Source organism: Caballeronia sp. 11_S32, assembly GCF_056930355.1.
On record NZ_JBXOWH010000004.1, the window covers coordinates 573,165 to 588,209 of the forward strand.

Annotated in this window: 12 protein-coding genes; 6 read left to right on the plus strand and 6 right to left on the minus strand. The window is 63.9% G+C overall.

Annotated features, from left to right (window positions below; genetic code table 11):
- Positions 1-16 precede the first annotated feature (16 nt).
- From AC1Z32_RS28670 to AC1Z32_RS28695, 6 genes are all read left to right on the plus strand, one after another.
- On the plus strand, positions 17-2,761 hold the full coding sequence (locus tag AC1Z32_RS28670) for a molybdopterin-dependent oxidoreductase (protein WP_483482215.1): 2,745 nt from the start codon (positions 17-19) through the stop codon (positions 2,759-2,761).
- Positions 2,762-3,060: 299 nt separating this feature from the next.
- Positions 3,061-3,222, plus strand: coding sequence for a hypothetical protein (locus AC1Z32_RS28675; RefSeq protein WP_483482216.1), 162 nt, complete (start codon positions 3,061-3,063; stop codon positions 3,220-3,222).
- 190 nt (positions 3,223-3,412) lie between these two features.
- Positions 3,413-3,763 carry a hypothetical protein gene (locus tag AC1Z32_RS28680; RefSeq protein ID WP_483482217.1) on the plus strand — a complete coding sequence of 117 codons (351 nt, stop codon included), beginning with the start codon at positions 3,413-3,415 and terminating at the stop codon, positions 3,761-3,763.
- A 123-nt stretch (positions 3,764-3,886) separates the two neighbouring features.
- Positions 3,887-4,234 (plus strand): hypothetical protein, encoded by a 348-nt coding sequence (locus AC1Z32_RS28685; RefSeq protein WP_483482218.1) that lies wholly within the window; start codon positions 3,887-3,889, stop codon positions 4,232-4,234.
- A gap of 146 nt (positions 4,235-4,380) precedes the next feature.
- Positions 4,381-5,373, plus strand: coding sequence for a hypothetical protein (locus AC1Z32_RS28690; protein ID WP_483482219.1), 993 nt, complete (start codon positions 4,381-4,383; stop codon positions 5,371-5,373).
- 155 nt (positions 5,374-5,528) lie between these two features.
- Positions 5,529-6,143, plus strand: a complete 615-nt coding sequence (locus AC1Z32_RS28695; RefSeq protein WP_483482220.1) for a hypothetical protein — start codon at positions 5,529-5,531, stop codon at positions 6,141-6,143.
- Positions 6,144-6,152: 9 nt separating this feature from the next.
- Here the strand turns inward: AC1Z32_RS28695 and AC1Z32_RS28700 are convergent, their stop codons facing one another.
- The 6 genes from AC1Z32_RS28700 to AC1Z32_RS28725 form a co-directional block, all read right to left on the minus strand.
- Positions 6,153-7,640: a heavy metal sensor histidine kinase gene (locus AC1Z32_RS28700; protein ID WP_483482221.1), complete on the minus strand. Its 1,488-nt coding sequence runs from the start codon at positions 7,638-7,640 to the stop codon at positions 6,153-6,155.
- On the minus strand, positions 7,637-8,350 hold the full coding sequence (locus AC1Z32_RS28705; protein ID WP_483482222.1) for a heavy metal response regulator transcription factor: 714 nt from the start codon (positions 8,348-8,350) through the stop codon (positions 7,637-7,639). Before AC1Z32_RS28705 ends, AC1Z32_RS28700 begins: the two co-directional genes overlap by 4 nt.
- Before the next feature lie 95 nt (positions 8,351-8,445).
- Positions 8,446-9,912, minus strand: coding sequence for an efflux transporter outer membrane subunit (locus tag AC1Z32_RS28710; protein ID WP_483482223.1), 1,467 nt, complete (start codon positions 9,910-9,912; stop codon positions 8,446-8,448).
- Complete coding sequence (locus AC1Z32_RS28715) at positions 9,909-11,147, minus strand: efflux RND transporter periplasmic adaptor subunit (RefSeq protein WP_483482224.1); 1,239 nt, start codon at positions 11,145-11,147, stop codon at positions 9,909-9,911. Before AC1Z32_RS28715 ends, AC1Z32_RS28710 begins: the two co-directional genes overlap by 4 nt.
- Positions 11,148-11,190: 43 nt before the next feature.
- Positions 11,191-14,361 carry an efflux RND transporter permease subunit gene (locus AC1Z32_RS28720; protein WP_483482225.1) on the minus strand — a complete coding sequence of 1,057 codons (3,171 nt, stop codon included), beginning with the start codon at positions 14,359-14,361 and terminating at the stop codon, positions 11,191-11,193.
- Positions 14,362-14,603: 242 nt separating this feature from the next.
- Positions 14,604-14,879 (minus strand): DUF4148 domain-containing protein, encoded by a 276-nt coding sequence (locus tag AC1Z32_RS28725; protein WP_483482226.1) that lies wholly within the window; start codon positions 14,877-14,879, stop codon positions 14,604-14,606.
- Positions 14,880-15,045 lie beyond the last annotated feature (166 nt).

Sequence of the window (15,045 nt, forward strand, 5' to 3'; positions counted from 1 at the left end):
GCAAGGAAATTCAAACGTGAGCATCCCCATCATTCCGGTTCATACGCCTTCCGTCAAAACCACGTGCCCGTACTGCGGTGTCGGCTGCGGCGTCGAGGCGACGCCCAAGAGCGCGACCGAAGTCACGATCGCGGGCGATGAAGCGCATCCATCGAACTTCGGGCGTCTGTGCGTGAAGGGCTCGGCGCTCGGCGATACGGTCGGACTCGAAGGCCGCCTGCTCGAACCGAAACTGCGCGACCCGCGCACGGGCGCGCTCACCGATGCATCATGGGACGACGCGCTCGGCACGGTCGCGAGCGGCTTCTCGCGCATCATCGCCGAGCATGGTCCGGATGCGGTCGCGCTGTACGTGTCGGGCCAGTTGCTCACCGAAGACTATTACGTCGCCAACAAGCTGATGAAGGGCTATATCGGCAGCGCGAACATCGATACGAACTCGCGGCTTTGCATGTCGTCGTCGGTGGCGGGGCACAAGCGCGCGTTCGGCGAAGACCTCGTGCCAATGAGTTATGAGGATCTCGAGCTCGCGGACCTCATCGTGCTGGTCGGATCGAACACGGCGTGGTGTCATCCGATTCTCTTTCAGCGCATCGTGAAGATGAAGGAGCAGCGGCCGGAAGTGAAGATCGTCGTGATCGACCCGCGGCATACCGCGACGTGCGAAATGGCGGACCTGCATCTGCCGCTCAAGTCCGGCAGCGACGTGCGCCTCTTCAATGGCCTGCTCGCATTCCTCGCGGAACACGGCGCAACGGATGCTTCGTTCGTCGATTCCCACACCAATGGATTCGATGCGGCGCTCGCCGCTGCCGGGCCTTCGGACCTCGCGCAAACCGCGAAAGACTGCAAGCTCGATCAACACGACCTGATGGCGTTCTATCGGCTGTTCGCGCGCACCGAGCGCGTCGTGACCGTGTATTCGCAAGGCGTGAACCAGTCGAGCGCGGGCACGGACAAGGTCAACAGCATCATCAACTGTCATCTGTCGACGGGACGCATCGGCAAGCCGGGCATGGGGCCGTTCTCGTTCACCGGCCAGCCGAACGCGATGGGCGGCCGCGAAGTCGGCGGTCTCTCGAACACGCTTGCCGCGCATCTGGAATTCGGCGATCCGCTGCACGGCGAGATCGTGCAGACATTCTGGAACTCGCCGGTCGTGGCTCAGCGCGCGGGCCTGAAGGCCGTCGAACTGTTCGATGCGATCGAAGCGGGCCGCGTGAAGGCCGTGTGGATCATGGGCACGAATCCGGTGGTGAGCCTGCCCGACGGCGATCGCGTGAAGCGCGCGCTCGCGAAGTGCGAGCTCGTGGTGGCATCGGACATCATCGAGAAGACGGATACCAACGCATTTGCCGATGTGCTCCTGCCCGCGCTCGGCTGGGGCGAAAAGGACGGCACGGTGACGAACTCGGAGCGGCGCATCTCGCGTCAGCGCGCGTTCATTCCGGCGCCGGGCAACGCGCGCGCGGACTGGCGCATCATCTGCGATGTCGCGCAACGCATGGGCTTCGACGGCTTCGATTTCGCGGGCCCGCACGAGATCTTCGACGAGCACGCGCGCCTGAGCGCCTGGCGTAACGATGGCAACGATGTGTCGGGCGGCGTGCATCGCGCGTTCGACATCGGTGGCCTGAGCGGTCTCGATCGCGCCGCGTACGATGCGTTGCAGCCGACGCAATGGCCGCTGCGCAACGCTGAGGAAGGCAGCACCGCGAGGCTCTTCGAAGCGCGCCGCTTCAGTCATGCGGATGGCCGCGCACGCTTTGTCGCGACACCGCCGCGCGCGCCCGTCAACGCGCCGGACGAAGACTATCCGCTCGTGCTCAACACGGGCCGCGTGCGCGATCAATGGCACACGATGACGCGCACGGGGCGTTCCGCGAAGCTCGCGGGGCACATCGGCGAATCGTTCATCGACATGCATCCGCAAGACGCGCTCGCATGCGGCGTGCGTGAAGGCGAGCTGGCGCGCGTATCGAGCCGCTGGGGCTCGATGATCGCGCGCGTGCAGCATGGCGGCGGCATGCCGCGCGGCAGCGTGTTCGTGCCGATTCACTGGAACGATCAGGTGGCCTCCGATGCGCGCGTCGGCGCAGTGGTGAACCCCGTCGTCGATCCCGTGTCGGGTGAGCCGGAGTTCAAGCACACGCCTGTCGCCGTGGAGAAATTCCACGTCACGTGGCATGGATTTTCGCTCTCGCGCGCCGTGCCCGATCTCGACATGGTCACGCACTGGACACGGGTGCATGGCGCGCGCTTCGTGCGCTACGAGATGGCCGGGCGTAATCGCTTCGATGCATCGCATGACGATCACCACGACTGGGCGCGAGCGCTCTTTCGCATTGACGATCATCATGCGGACTGGATCGAATACGAGGACAAGAGCGCGGGCGTGTATCGCGCGGCGCATGTAGTCGACGATCGCATCGAGAGTTGCGTGTTCATCTCGGAGCGTCCTGATCTGCCCGCGCGCGCCTGGCTCGCGACGCTCTTCGAGAAAGACCGTCTCGACGACGAAGACCGCGCGAGCCTCCTGCTCGGTCAGCCTGCCGCGAAGGGCGAGGACACCGGGCCGACGGTGTGCTCGTGCTTCGGTGTCGGGCGCAACACGATATGCAACGCGATCCTCGACAAGGGGCTGAAGACGGCCGCGGAAATCACGTCTTGCCTGAAGGCGGGCGGCAATTGCGGATCGTGCGTGCCGGAGCTGAAGAAGCTCATCGTCGAAACGGAGATGGCGCGTCTCAGCACGGTCTGACGTCAGCGTGGCCTATTGCACGAACGCGGGCGCAATGTCGCCCGCGTTTTTGTTTTGATGCGCTCGCGCCATGCGCGCGTGTCCGTGAAAACCCGCGAAAACAGAGGCCTTCGGCCCTCCCGTCCTGGGATATGAGCGCTTCCCAACCAAATTTCTTACGATTTGTTATCACGTGAAGTCTAGTGTGGGTTCTCCCACGCTTCGCCCCGCTCATCTTCCGTAAAGTCACTTCAAAACAACAGGCATTAAGTAAAGACCACATGCCTGAAAACATCATAAGAAGTGATACGGGGATTGCAATGAAGAACAACGCAAAGCAAATCGACAGAGCGGAAGGCCAGCGCGCCGTGATCCGCTCGACGGACACAGACCTTCCGTCACAACCCAGTCTCGACCTCATGCACGAACGGCGACTTCGCCTGATCGAAGTCCGCGGCGTTCGCGCTTCTTACCGCCTCTGATCTCGTTGGCCCGCGCCTGACGCGCATCCTGTTTCGCACGCCCGCTGATTTTCGCTCAGGTTCACCAAAGCGAATTTCGATCAGGCAGTTGAAATAGGATTGCTAACGAAAACGGTTTCTTGCTGTGCCTGCTACGTCCCGGCGCGATGTAGCTGGAATCGACTGTGCGCCTACTTTTGGAGACTTCACCATGCAACGCAAACTGATCGCAGCCGCCGCCGCTCTCTCGCTCGTTTCCGCCGCTGCTTTCGCAACGGGAACGAACTCCAGCTCGAGCTCGTCCTCGGGCGGCACGACTGCAGCGGCCGTGTACGGCTTCGGCTCGTTCACCGCGACCGACGCCGGCATCGCCAACGGCCACGCATCGGCGACGGCTGGCAAGGGCTACAACGTGACGGGCAACACGACCAACGCCACGACCAGCCATATCAACACGTCGTCGGTTGGCGGCAAGGGCTTCGGCGGTTCGACGGCAACGGGCGTCTCGGGCGCCGACGCTGCGGCGAACGCCTGGAGCAAGCTCGGCGGCGGCTGGCGCTAAGCAGCCGGCGACGGACGGCGGACTTCGCCCGCAACGGGGTTCGCTCTCCGAAATCGGTATAGCCGTGGTTCGAAGAGAAAACAACGAAATCCAATCTTACTGATTCGATAAGGAATGCAAATCATGAAACGCACTCTGATCGCTGCTGCACTGCTCTCGTTCGTCTCCGTCGGCGCAATGGCCACGACCACGAACTCCAGCTCGAGCTCGACCTCGGGCGGCACGACCTCCGCTTCGGTCTCGGGCTTCGGGCATTTCACCGCCACCAACTACGGCACGGCCAACGGCAACGCGCAATCGGTCGCCGGCAACCTGTTCGGCGCGACGGGCAACGCCACCAACGCCACGACGAGCCACAGCAACACGTCGAACGTGAGCGGCTTCGGTCACGGCAACGCGCAAGCGGGCGGTGTCTCGGGCGCGGATGCAGCGGCCAATGCATGGAGCAAGCTCGGCGGCGGCTGGCGTTAAGCCGGCCCGCGAGCCACGGCGGAGGCGGCGTCATGATGAGGCATGTGCTTCTCGGACACCGCCTTTGCCGAAACCCATAAAAAAACTCTAAGTCGTCCGGGACCGTCATGCGCTGTGGCGTTCCCCTTTCTTTCCGGAGAACCATAATGAAGAAGACCACTTTGCAACTGGCATGCGCGGTCCTGTTTTGCGCCGCGCAACTTGCCCACGCTGACACAACGTCCAATTCCACGTCGGGTTCGATCTCGGGCTCGACTTCGACGGGCATCGGCCAGGGCGGCGGCTCCAGCCTGAACAATATCGGCACGTCGGCGAACTCGACGGCCAACACCAGTTCCAATTCTTCTTCGGTGGGCGGCCTCGGTGTCGCGAACGCGAACGGCGGCCGTTCGTCGGCGCAGGGCGGCTCGTCGAACGTCAACATCTCGCTGACGATGCCGGCCCTCGCGAACTCGAGCACGGGCGCGAGCGGCACCGGCGCAAGCAGCGGCACGGATGCGACCGGCAAGGCGGCCACCAGCGGCCCCGGCACGAGCGCGTTCGATACGCGCACCACGGTCGATTACAACCAGAGCTCGTACTCGGTGCGCACGACGCCGGCGATCGCCGCCCCCGCATTGACGACGACGCTTTCCGATACCTGCATGGGCTCGGCGAGCTTCGGCCTGTCGATCACGGGCTTCGGCGCGACCGGCGGCACGACGCTCGTCGATCAGGCTTGCGTGCGCCGCCTCGATGCACGCGAATTCCGCGCGATGGGCCTGACGGATGTCGCGCTCGCGCTGCTGTGCCAGAGCGAAGCGAACCGCCGCGCGGTCGAATCCACGGGCCATCTGTGCCCGGGCACGACCGCGCCGCTCGCGAAGTCGGGCGCGGACGCGGTGCTGTCGGATGACGAGAAGTTTCGCGATCCGCTGATCCGCGCGCGCCTCGGCCTGCCGGTGACGGCCGCGAACAATCCGGAGGTCAACCTGAAGAGCCAGGACGCGCCCAAGCAGGCACAACCGGCACCCGCGAAGCAGGTGGCGCAACCCACGCCGGTCGCGGCCCGGATGTACGATCAGGCTGCGGACACGGCTGGCGTCGAAGTGGCGAGCGCGCCCATCGGCGAAAAGATCGAAGTCTCGCTGGTGCAGTGAGGAAGCTGCACGTCCACTGGCAGAGTGGCGCGGTGGAGCAGAAGAGACGCGTCTGAGCAATCAGGGCGTCTCTCCCTTTGAAGGGTTGGCTCTGAAAGACTGGTCCCGGAGAGTCAACCCTCGTTTTCCCGCTGAGGCATGCGATGAAGAGTCAGATGAAAACGGCGGCCATCGCGCTCGCGGCGAGTGCGATGGTCTCGATGATGCCGATGAGCGCGCGCGCCGATGTGAGCGCCGGCGTGATCTGGGCCGCGAACCCGGTCGGCGTGCAGTCGATGCCTGATGCGCAGGCGCTCGCGCTCTTGCCGTCAAGCGGCTATGTACCGCTGCAGACATCGGGCGGCAAGTGCCTGCTCGTGGCGCGGCGCGGCACGCAGATCGTCGCGGTGGAACTGTCGCCGCTCGCGATCGGCCCGAAGGTGATCGGCTGGAAGCCGCAGGTAATCGACATGAGCACGCTCACGTCGAAGTGGGGTTATGAGCCGCCGAAATCGTCGATCGATACGAAGGGCTTCGGCAATCCCGTGACGAACGCGATCTCGACGGAAAGCAAGACCGATACGTCGAAGGGCGGATCATTCGCGCGCGCGAGCAGCTGGAGCAACGGCAATGTGCAGGCGCACAGCAGTGCGATCGCATCGAGCTCGGGCGAGACGGAAGCGGCGGAGTCCGTGACGGTGAACGGCAAGACGTACCGCAAATACAGTCATTTCAAGCCGGCGACGGCAGAGGCGCCGGTCGCGGCATCGGACGAATATTTCTGTCAGTGACGAACGCCTTCACGTCGCGGCGGACTTCGTCTCGACGACCGGCGGCACCGGCAACGCCACGTCCTCCGCGCGCCGCGGCTCGTTGCCGAAACGCGCGACCGAGAACGAGAACGTGTTGATGCCGTTCTCGCTCGTCGCCGACACCGTGCCGCGATGCATCTCCGCCACCGCCTTCACGATGGCGAGGCCGAGGCCGTGATTCTCGCGGCTGTTCGTGCGCGAGCTTTCCGCGCGATAGAAGCGGTCGAAGAGATGCGCCATCACATGCGGCTGAATGGGCTCGCCGGGATTCGCCACCGCGATGCGGATGCGCCCGTGCTCGCGCGTGATCGATACGGAGATGGTCGCATTCGGCGGGCAGTGCTGGATCGCGTTCATCACGAGATTGGACAGCGCGCGCCCGAACAGCGACGTGTTGACGAAGGCGCGCGCATCGCCGCTCGCCACTGCGCTGACCCGCGCTTCTTCCAGCGGAATCTCCAGAAACTCCAGCGTGCGGCTGACCTCCGCCGCGAGCGATACTTCGACGAGCCCCGTCGCGCGCTCACCCTGATCGGCACGCGCGAGGAACAGCATGTCGTTGATGATCGCGCGCACGCGCTCGAACTCTTCGAGATTCGATTGCAACGTATGACGCAATTCTTCGATGGAACGATCGCGCGTCAACGCCACTTCCGTCTGGCCGATAAGTATCGTGACCGGCGTGCGCAGTTCGTGCGCGACATCGGCATTGAAGGATTCGAGCCTTCCGTAGGCGTGATCGAGCCGTTCGAGCGCGCCGTTGAAGGACTTCGCGAGATCTTCCAGCTCCATCGGCAGCGCGCGCGTGTTGAGGCGCTGCGAGCGGTTGTTCGGGCTCAGCTTCGATGCATCGCGCGTGAGCCGCGTGAGCGGCGCGAGACCGAGGCGCGCGACCGAATAGCTCAGCACCAGCACGGCGACGGTTGCGAGCGCCATCAACGCCGCGAGCGCGAGGCCGAACGCGCGCATCGTGTGGACATTCGGCGAACAGTCGATCGCGACGAACAGCTGCAAGGGCGGACGGTCCGCATTCGGCGGGATCGTCAGCGTGGTCATGAGCATGTCGTACGCGTGGTCCGCGGGGCGGAAGCGCGCATAGCCGCCCATCACGCGCTTGACGACGCGGCCTGCGGGCGGCGCGCCGTATTCATAGCGCGGATCGTTGCTCGATACGGCGAAGAGCGTGGAGCCGTCGCGCGGCGTGATGTCCGCGAGCTTCTCTTTCGCGATCTTCCATTTGTCCGGATTCGATACGTGGGTGACGATGAGCCGTGCGATCTCCGCGCGATTGTCGAGCGAATCGCGCAAGTGCTGCTCGAGTTGCACGCGCAGCACGAGAAACAAGCCCGAGCCGACGAGCGAAAACACGAACAGCGCGACGAGCGCGAACATCACGGCAAGGCGCCGTGAAATGGAGCGCTGCGTGCGCGGCTCGCGCGCCTCATGCTGCGGCAACGACGCCCACTTCGTGTTCATGATGGTCTCGCGTCTTCCCTTGCTTCGCGCGTATCGCGGGCTTCGCGCACTTCGAGCACATAGCCCATGCCGCGCACGGTATGCAGCAGTTTCGTGCGGAACGGTCCGTCGAGTTTCGCGCGCAGGCGCTTGATCGCCGTTTCGACGACATTCGTATGGCTTTCGAAATCGACTTCCCAGACGAGCTCGGTGATCGCGGTCTTCGAGAGAATGTCGCCGTGACGGCGCGCGAGCACCGAAAGCAGCTGGAACTCCTTCGCGGTGAGATCGAGCCGCACGCCGTCGCGCGTTGCGCGGCGTCCGATCAGATCGACATACAGATCGCCGACGGAAATGAGCGTCGATTCCTGCGCGCGCGTGCGGCGCGCGAGCGCATGCAATCGCTCGACGAGCTCGAGGAAGGAGAACGGCTTGGTCAGATAGTCGTCCGCGCCTTCGCGCAAGCCGCGCACGCGATCATTGATGTGATCGCGCGCGGTGAGCATGATGACCGGCGTCGACTTCTGCATGCGCAACGCCTTCAGCACCGCGAAGCCGTCGCGTCTTGGCAGCATCACGTCGAGCACGATCACGTCGTAGTCGTATTCAATGGCGAGATGCGTGCCTTCCTCGCCGTCCATCGCGACATCGACGACCCAGCCCTGCTCGGTCAGGCCCGAGCGCAGGTAGTCCACCACTTTGTGTTCGTCTTCGACTATCAGGACTTTCATGCCTGGCACCTGTGCGCGTTCAGTGTGTGTTTACCGTGTTGTTCAACTGCTTACTATACGAGCCTCGCAGCCTTCCTGCTTGATTTCGTTCCGTGTCAGCGCGGCGTCGGCCTATCGGTTGCATTCGCAACTTCTTCGCCATCGTGCGTCGCGTCATGCACGTCCCAGCCGCCGCCCAATGCTTTCACGAGCGCGACCGACACCGTGCGCTGCTGCCCGCGAATCTGCACGTCCTGACGCTCGCTCGTGAGCAATTGCTGCTGCGCGGTGATGACGTCGAGATAGGCGACGAGGCCGCCCGAATAACGATCGTTCGCGAGCGACAGCAGGCGTTGCGCATCTTCGACCGCCGCGTGTGATTGCTTCGCCGCGCCATCGAGCACCGACAGTCCGACGATGCCGTCCTGCATTTGCTGAAACGCGCCGAGCACCGTTTGCCGATAGTTCGCGACCGCCGCGACATAGCCTTCGTTCGCGAAATCGACGGCGGCGGCGCGCCGTCCGCCATCGAACACGACCTGGCTCGCCATCGTGCCGATGGTCCATAACAGGCTCGGCGCCGAAATGAGGCTGGAAAGCGCGGTGCTTTCCCAACCGATGGTGCCGTTCAGCGTGAGGCTCGGAAAGAACGCCGCTTTCGCAACGCCGATCTGCGCATTGGCCGCGGCCATCGCGCGTTCGGCCGATGCGACATCGGGCCTGCGCTGCAGCACATCGCTCGGCACGCCGAGCGGTATCGGCGGAAGCGGGCGCTCGTTCAGTTCGCGCGCGATGGAGAATTGCGGCGCGGGCGTGCCCACGAGCGCGGCGATCGCATGTTCGAATTGCGCGCGCTGATTCAAAAGCAATTGCGCCTGCACGCGTGTCTGGTCGAGCAGCGCCTGTTGCTGCAGCACATCGAGACCGGACACCGCGCCCAGATCATGCTGCGCCTTCACGTAGTCGAGCGCTTTCATCTGCAGATCGACAGAGCGGTTCAGCACGTCGATTTCGGCATCGAACTCGCGCATCGAAAAGTAATCGCTGGCGAGATCGGTCGTGAGCACGAGCCGCGCGTTCGCCAGATCGTCGCGCGATTGATCCGCCGATGCGCGCGCGCCTTCCACTTCGCGCCGGATGCGGCCGAAGAGATCGATGTCGTAATTGACGGTCGGCGCGAGCTTCAGATCGTTCTGCACGGTCGAGCTGTTCGGCGTCGCGTAGTTGTTGACCGGGCGATTCCTCGAAATGCGCGAACGCGATGCGTTCGCGCCGAGATCGACTTCGGGCAGCGCGAGCGCGGAAGTCTGCGCGAGGGTCGCGCGCGCCTGCGCGTAATGCGCGCTCGCAGCGGCGAGCGTCTGGTTTTGCGCGAGCGCCTGCGTTTCGAGCGTATTCAGCGTGGCGTCGTCGAAGCCTTGCCACCAATCGAGCGCGAGCGGCGCATGCGAAGGCTCGCCGACGCGCCAGTATGAATCGGTCTTCCATGTCGGCGGTGTCTCCGCGACGGGCCGACGATAGTCGGGCCCGACGGTGCAGGCCGCGAGCATCGGCACGAGCATGATGCAAAGCGCGGCTTTCATGATGCGGCCTTGTTGCCCGGCGCGGGCTGTTGCGGCCCGTGCGGCGCGATGACGACATGATCGCCGTCCGCGATCGAATCGCTCGGGTTGATGATGATTTTGTCGCTCGCCTCGATGCCGCTCTCGATTTCGAGCGATTGACCGAGATCCTGCGCGATCACGATCTTGTGGAGATGCACGTGTCCACTCGTATCGACGACGGCGAGACGCGGTCCTTCCGAGCGAAACAGCAGCGCATTGCCCGGCACGAGCAGGCGCGCATGCGCCGTTGCGGACAGCGCGACTTGCACATACGCGCCGGGGCGCAGTCGGCCATCGGGATTGGGCAGCGTCACTTCGATCTGCAGCGAGCGCGTGGGCACGTCGATCGCGCCGGAGATATGCGTGATCTTGCCGTGAAACTGCTCGCCCGGCAGTTCGGCTTGCGAGACGGCGACATCCTGTCCGACCGCCACGTTCTGCGCATACGCCTGCGGCATCTGCACGAACACGCGCAACGGATCCGACTGGGCGAGCGCGAAGAGCGCGCGGCTCGTGCCGCTGCCCGCATCGATGAGATCGCCCACATCGACATTGCGCTGCGTGACGACGCCAGCGAACGGCGCGACGATGCGCTTGAACGATTCGAGCTGACGCAGACGCTTCACGTTGGCATCGGCGGCGGCGAGGTTCGCGACGTCCTGGTTGAATGTGCTTTGACGTTCGTCGAGTTCCTGCTGAGACACGGCATCGCGTTGACGCAGTTGTTGCCAGCGTTCCAGCGAACTCTTCGCAAGGCCGAGGCTCGACGCGGTCTGGTCGCGCTGCGCGACCGCTTGTGCGAGTTCCTGATCGATCTCGGGCGTATCGAGATCGGCGAGCAATTGGCCTTGCTTCACGCGCGTGCCGATATCGACATACCAGTGCAGTAGATAACCCGTTGCGCGCGCATAGATCGGCGATTCGACGAAGCCGCGCAGCGTGCCGGGCAGCGTCGTTTCGCCGCCGCCGTCCGTTTGCGCCGGCTGCACGACATTCACATATTGCTGCGCGTTCTGCTGCGTGCGCGCCGCCATCGAGCGGTTATGCAGCGCGTCGGTGACGACAGTGCGCGCCGCGCCGATAGCAAGCAGCGCGAGCACGATGACGAGCGCGATCTTCGCGCGCTTCCATTCGGCATTGCGCGGCGGCAGCGCGGGCCCTTCGTTCGGGTCGCGTGCGGGAATCGCAAGCGATGCGTGGTTCTTTTCGGTCATGTTCGTCGAAATGCTGTGAAGTCAGTGTTGGCCGCTGTCGTGTTCATGCGCCGCGCACGTTCTTGCGCGCGGCGCGCCGCGCGAGACGCGCGTGAATGCCCGCGAAGACGAGCGGCACGAAAAAGAGCGTGGAAACCGTCGCGAACAGAAGGCCGCCGATGACCGCGCGGCCGAGCGGCGCATTCTGCTCGGCGCCTTCGCCGAGACCGAGCGCCATCGGCACCATGCCGATGATCATCGCGAACGCGGTCATCAGCACGGGACGGATGCGGCTCGCGCCGGCTTCGAGCGCGGCGGTGAGCGGCGGCATGCCCGCGTTCAGCCGTTGCCGCGCGAACGACACCATCAGGATGCTGTTCGCCGTGGCGACGCCCATTGTCATGATGGCGCCGGTGAGCGCGGGCACGCTCAAATGCGTGCCGGTGAGAAAGAGCATCCAGATGATGCCCGCGAGCGCCGCGGGCAATGCGCTCACGATGATGAGCGGATCGATCCACGACTGGAAGTTCACGACGATCAGCAGATACACGAGCACGATCGCCATCGCGACGCCTAAGCCAAGGCCGAGGAAGGACGTGCGCATCGTTTCGACCTGTCCGCGCACGACGATCTGGGTGCCGCGGGGAAGCGTCTTGCGCGCTTCATCGACGAGATGATTCACCTGCCGCGCGACGCCGCCGAGATCGCGCCCTTCCACACTCACGAAGAGATCGATCACGGGCCGGATGTTGTAGTGCGTGACCACCGCGAACTGCGTCTGCGGCGAGAGGCGCACGAGATTGCCGAGCAGTTGCGTGGGCCCGTTGAGCGATGCGGACACGGGCGTGCGCAGCAGCTCGTCGATCGACGAGACCTGATACTGCGGCGTCTGCACAGCGAGGTTGTACTCGACGCCGTTGCGCGGATTGAACCAGAATCCCGGCGCGGTTTGCGAGCTGCCCGACAGCGAGACGAGCACGTTCTGCGCGACATTGCTCGCGGAGAGATTGAGTTGCTGCAGGCGCGTGCGGTCCATTTGCAGGTCGATCGCGGGCTCGTCGAGCTTCTGCTGGATGTGGGTGTCGACATTGCCGGGAATCATGCGAATCTGCTTCATCAGCCTGCTCGCGACCTCGAAGTTCGCTTGCCCGTTCTGCCCTTGAATCTGCACGTCGATGGCGGCGGGCAGACCGAAGTTCAAAATCTGCGTGACGATATCGGCGGGCTGAAAGAAGAACTCGACGCCGGGAAAGCGGCGCGGGAGAAGCGCGCGCAATTCGTCGATGTAGTTTTGAGTCGGCGCGTGATCGGGTTTCAACGCGACCTGAATCTCGCCGTCGAGCGTGCCGATCGTGCCTGCGTTGCTGTACGACAGATTGATGCCGCTATAAGGCAGGCCGAGGTTATCGAGTATCGTCGCGAGCTCGTCTTGCGGCACGACCTGGCGCACGACCTTTTCGACTTCATCGGCGAGGCGCGCGGTTTCCTCGATGCGCGTGCCAGTCGGGGCGCGCATGTGCATGCGGATATCGCCCGCGTCGACGCTCGGAAAGAAGTCCTCGCCAAGCACGAACACGAGGCCGGCCGATAACACGCAGAAGCCCAGAAAGAGCGCAGCGAAAAGACGCCTGCGCACGAGCAGGCTCGACAGAATCACGATATACGCGCCGCGCATGCGCTCGAAGCCGCGATCGAAACGGCGGTGCAGCCGCATGAAAGGATTCGGCTTCGCCTTCGCATCGGGCGCGTGCGCGTGCGCGTGGCCCATCAGGAGCATCGCGAGCGTCGGCACGAGCGTGCGCGACAGAATGTACGACGCGAGCATCGCGAAGACGACCGCTTCGGCAAGCGGCACGAAGAGATAGCGCGCGACGCCTGTGAGAAAGAACATCGGCACGAACACGATGCAAATGCATAACGTCGACACGAGCGCAGGCACCGCGATTTCTCCTGCGCCTTCGAGAATCGCATCGTGCAGATTGGTGCCCATGTGCAGATGCCGCTCGATGTTCTCGATCGTCACGGTCGCATCGTCGACGAGAATGCCGACCGCGAGCGCGAGGCCGCCGAGCGTCATGATGTTGATGGTCTGACCGAGCGCGTGCAGCACGATCAGCGACGAGAGAATCGAGAGCGGTATCGAGATCGCGATGATGCAGGTGCTGCGCCAGTTGCCGAGAAAGAGCAGGATCATTGCGGCGGTGAGCGCCGCGGCGATCAGCGCCTCGCGCACCACGCCCTGCACGGCGGCCTTCACGAACACCGATTGATCGAAGAGCGCGCTGATCTTGAGATCGGGCGGCAGCGAGGCGCGCGCTTGCGGCAGGAGATCCTTCAGCGTGTTGACGATGGACAGCGTCGACGCATTGCCGTTCTTCAGCACCGAGATCAGTACGCCGCGATGCCCGTCCTGCCGCACGATGTTGGTCTGCGGCGAGAAGCCGTCGCGCACGTGAGCGACCTCGCGCAGGTAAGTCGTCGCGCCGTTGATCGTGCGCACGGGAATATCGTTCAGGCCCGCGACCGTCGTGGGCGAGCCGTTCATGTTGATCGTGTATTCCTTCGGGCCGATTTTCGCGGTGCCAGTCGGCAGGATCAGGTTCTGCGCGTTGACGGCCTGCACGACGTCCGTCGGCGTGAGTCCTTTGGCGAGCAGCGCGCGCGTGTCGAGATCGACGGAGATGAGCCGCGTCTTGCCGCCATAAGGGTAGGGCACGGCCGCGCCGGGAATCGTCACGAGTTGCGGGCGCAGGAAGTTGAGCGCGGTGTCGTTGAGGTCCTGCTCCGACTGCCTTGGACTAGAAAGTCCGAGCTGGATCACGGGAATGCTCGACGCCGAATAGCTGATGACGAGCGGCGGCGTCGCGCCCGGCGGCATCTGCTTGAGTTGCGCCTGCTCGACGGCGACCGTCTGCGCGATCGCGGTTTGAATATTGGCCGTCGGTTGCAGAAAGAGCTTGATGATCGCAATGCCTTGCAGCGATTGCGACTCGATATGCTCGATGTTGTTCACCGTGGTCGTGAGGCTGCGCTCGTTGACCGACGTGATGCGATTGGCCATGTCCTGCGCGGAAAGGCCCGTGTAATTCCAGATGATGCTGACGACGGGAATATCGATTTCGGGAAGCACGTCCACTGGCGTCGTCACGAGGACGAAGGGTGTTGCCAGCAGAATCATGATGGCCATCACGATGAACGTGTAAGGCCGCTTGAGCGCAACGTTGACTATCCACATTGAGTCGTTCGGAAGATGCTGGGGAAGGGCGCTGCGAGTGAGACGAATGCGGCGCGCGGGACGCAATGACGGAGCGAGGCGTGCGGTTCGCCATCAGTGTCGCTATGGTAGTGGCCGGGCACCAACGACAATATGGCGTGAATATGGCGCTTTCGTCAGATTAGGCGTTTTGAAAGCAAGCATACGAAAGCGCGCGGTCAGGGCCGCGCGCATCTTTCGAACATGACGGGAATAGTTACGCTTCAGCGCAGATAACTTTCAGCATTGGGAGCGAGGTTCGGATAACCCGGCTGCATGCGATAGACGCTCGCGCCTGTGTAGATGCCTTCCTTGATGTCGAGGAAGGTGCCGGGATATCGGCCGTCGTTTTCTCCGGGACGGTAGCCGGCCTTCTCGGCCTGCACCAGATCTTCGCGGACTTGCTGGCGCGTGGGTCCGCCCGATTGAGCGAGCGCGGCGAGAGGCGCGGCGGAGAGAGGGAAGAGAGCGAAGAGAGCAATGCGCGTGACAAGCTTCATGGCGGACTCCTCATGCGAATGATGGGATGAACGCGGCTCTACGCGGGCGTGCTGTGCGAGCAGCCGCTTCGCGATTGTAGGTTGTCGGTATGAGCGCGCTTCGCCTGGAGCAGGGATGAATGGAACGATCGCGCGAAACGGAACGAAGAGAGAGGGCAATGGAGAC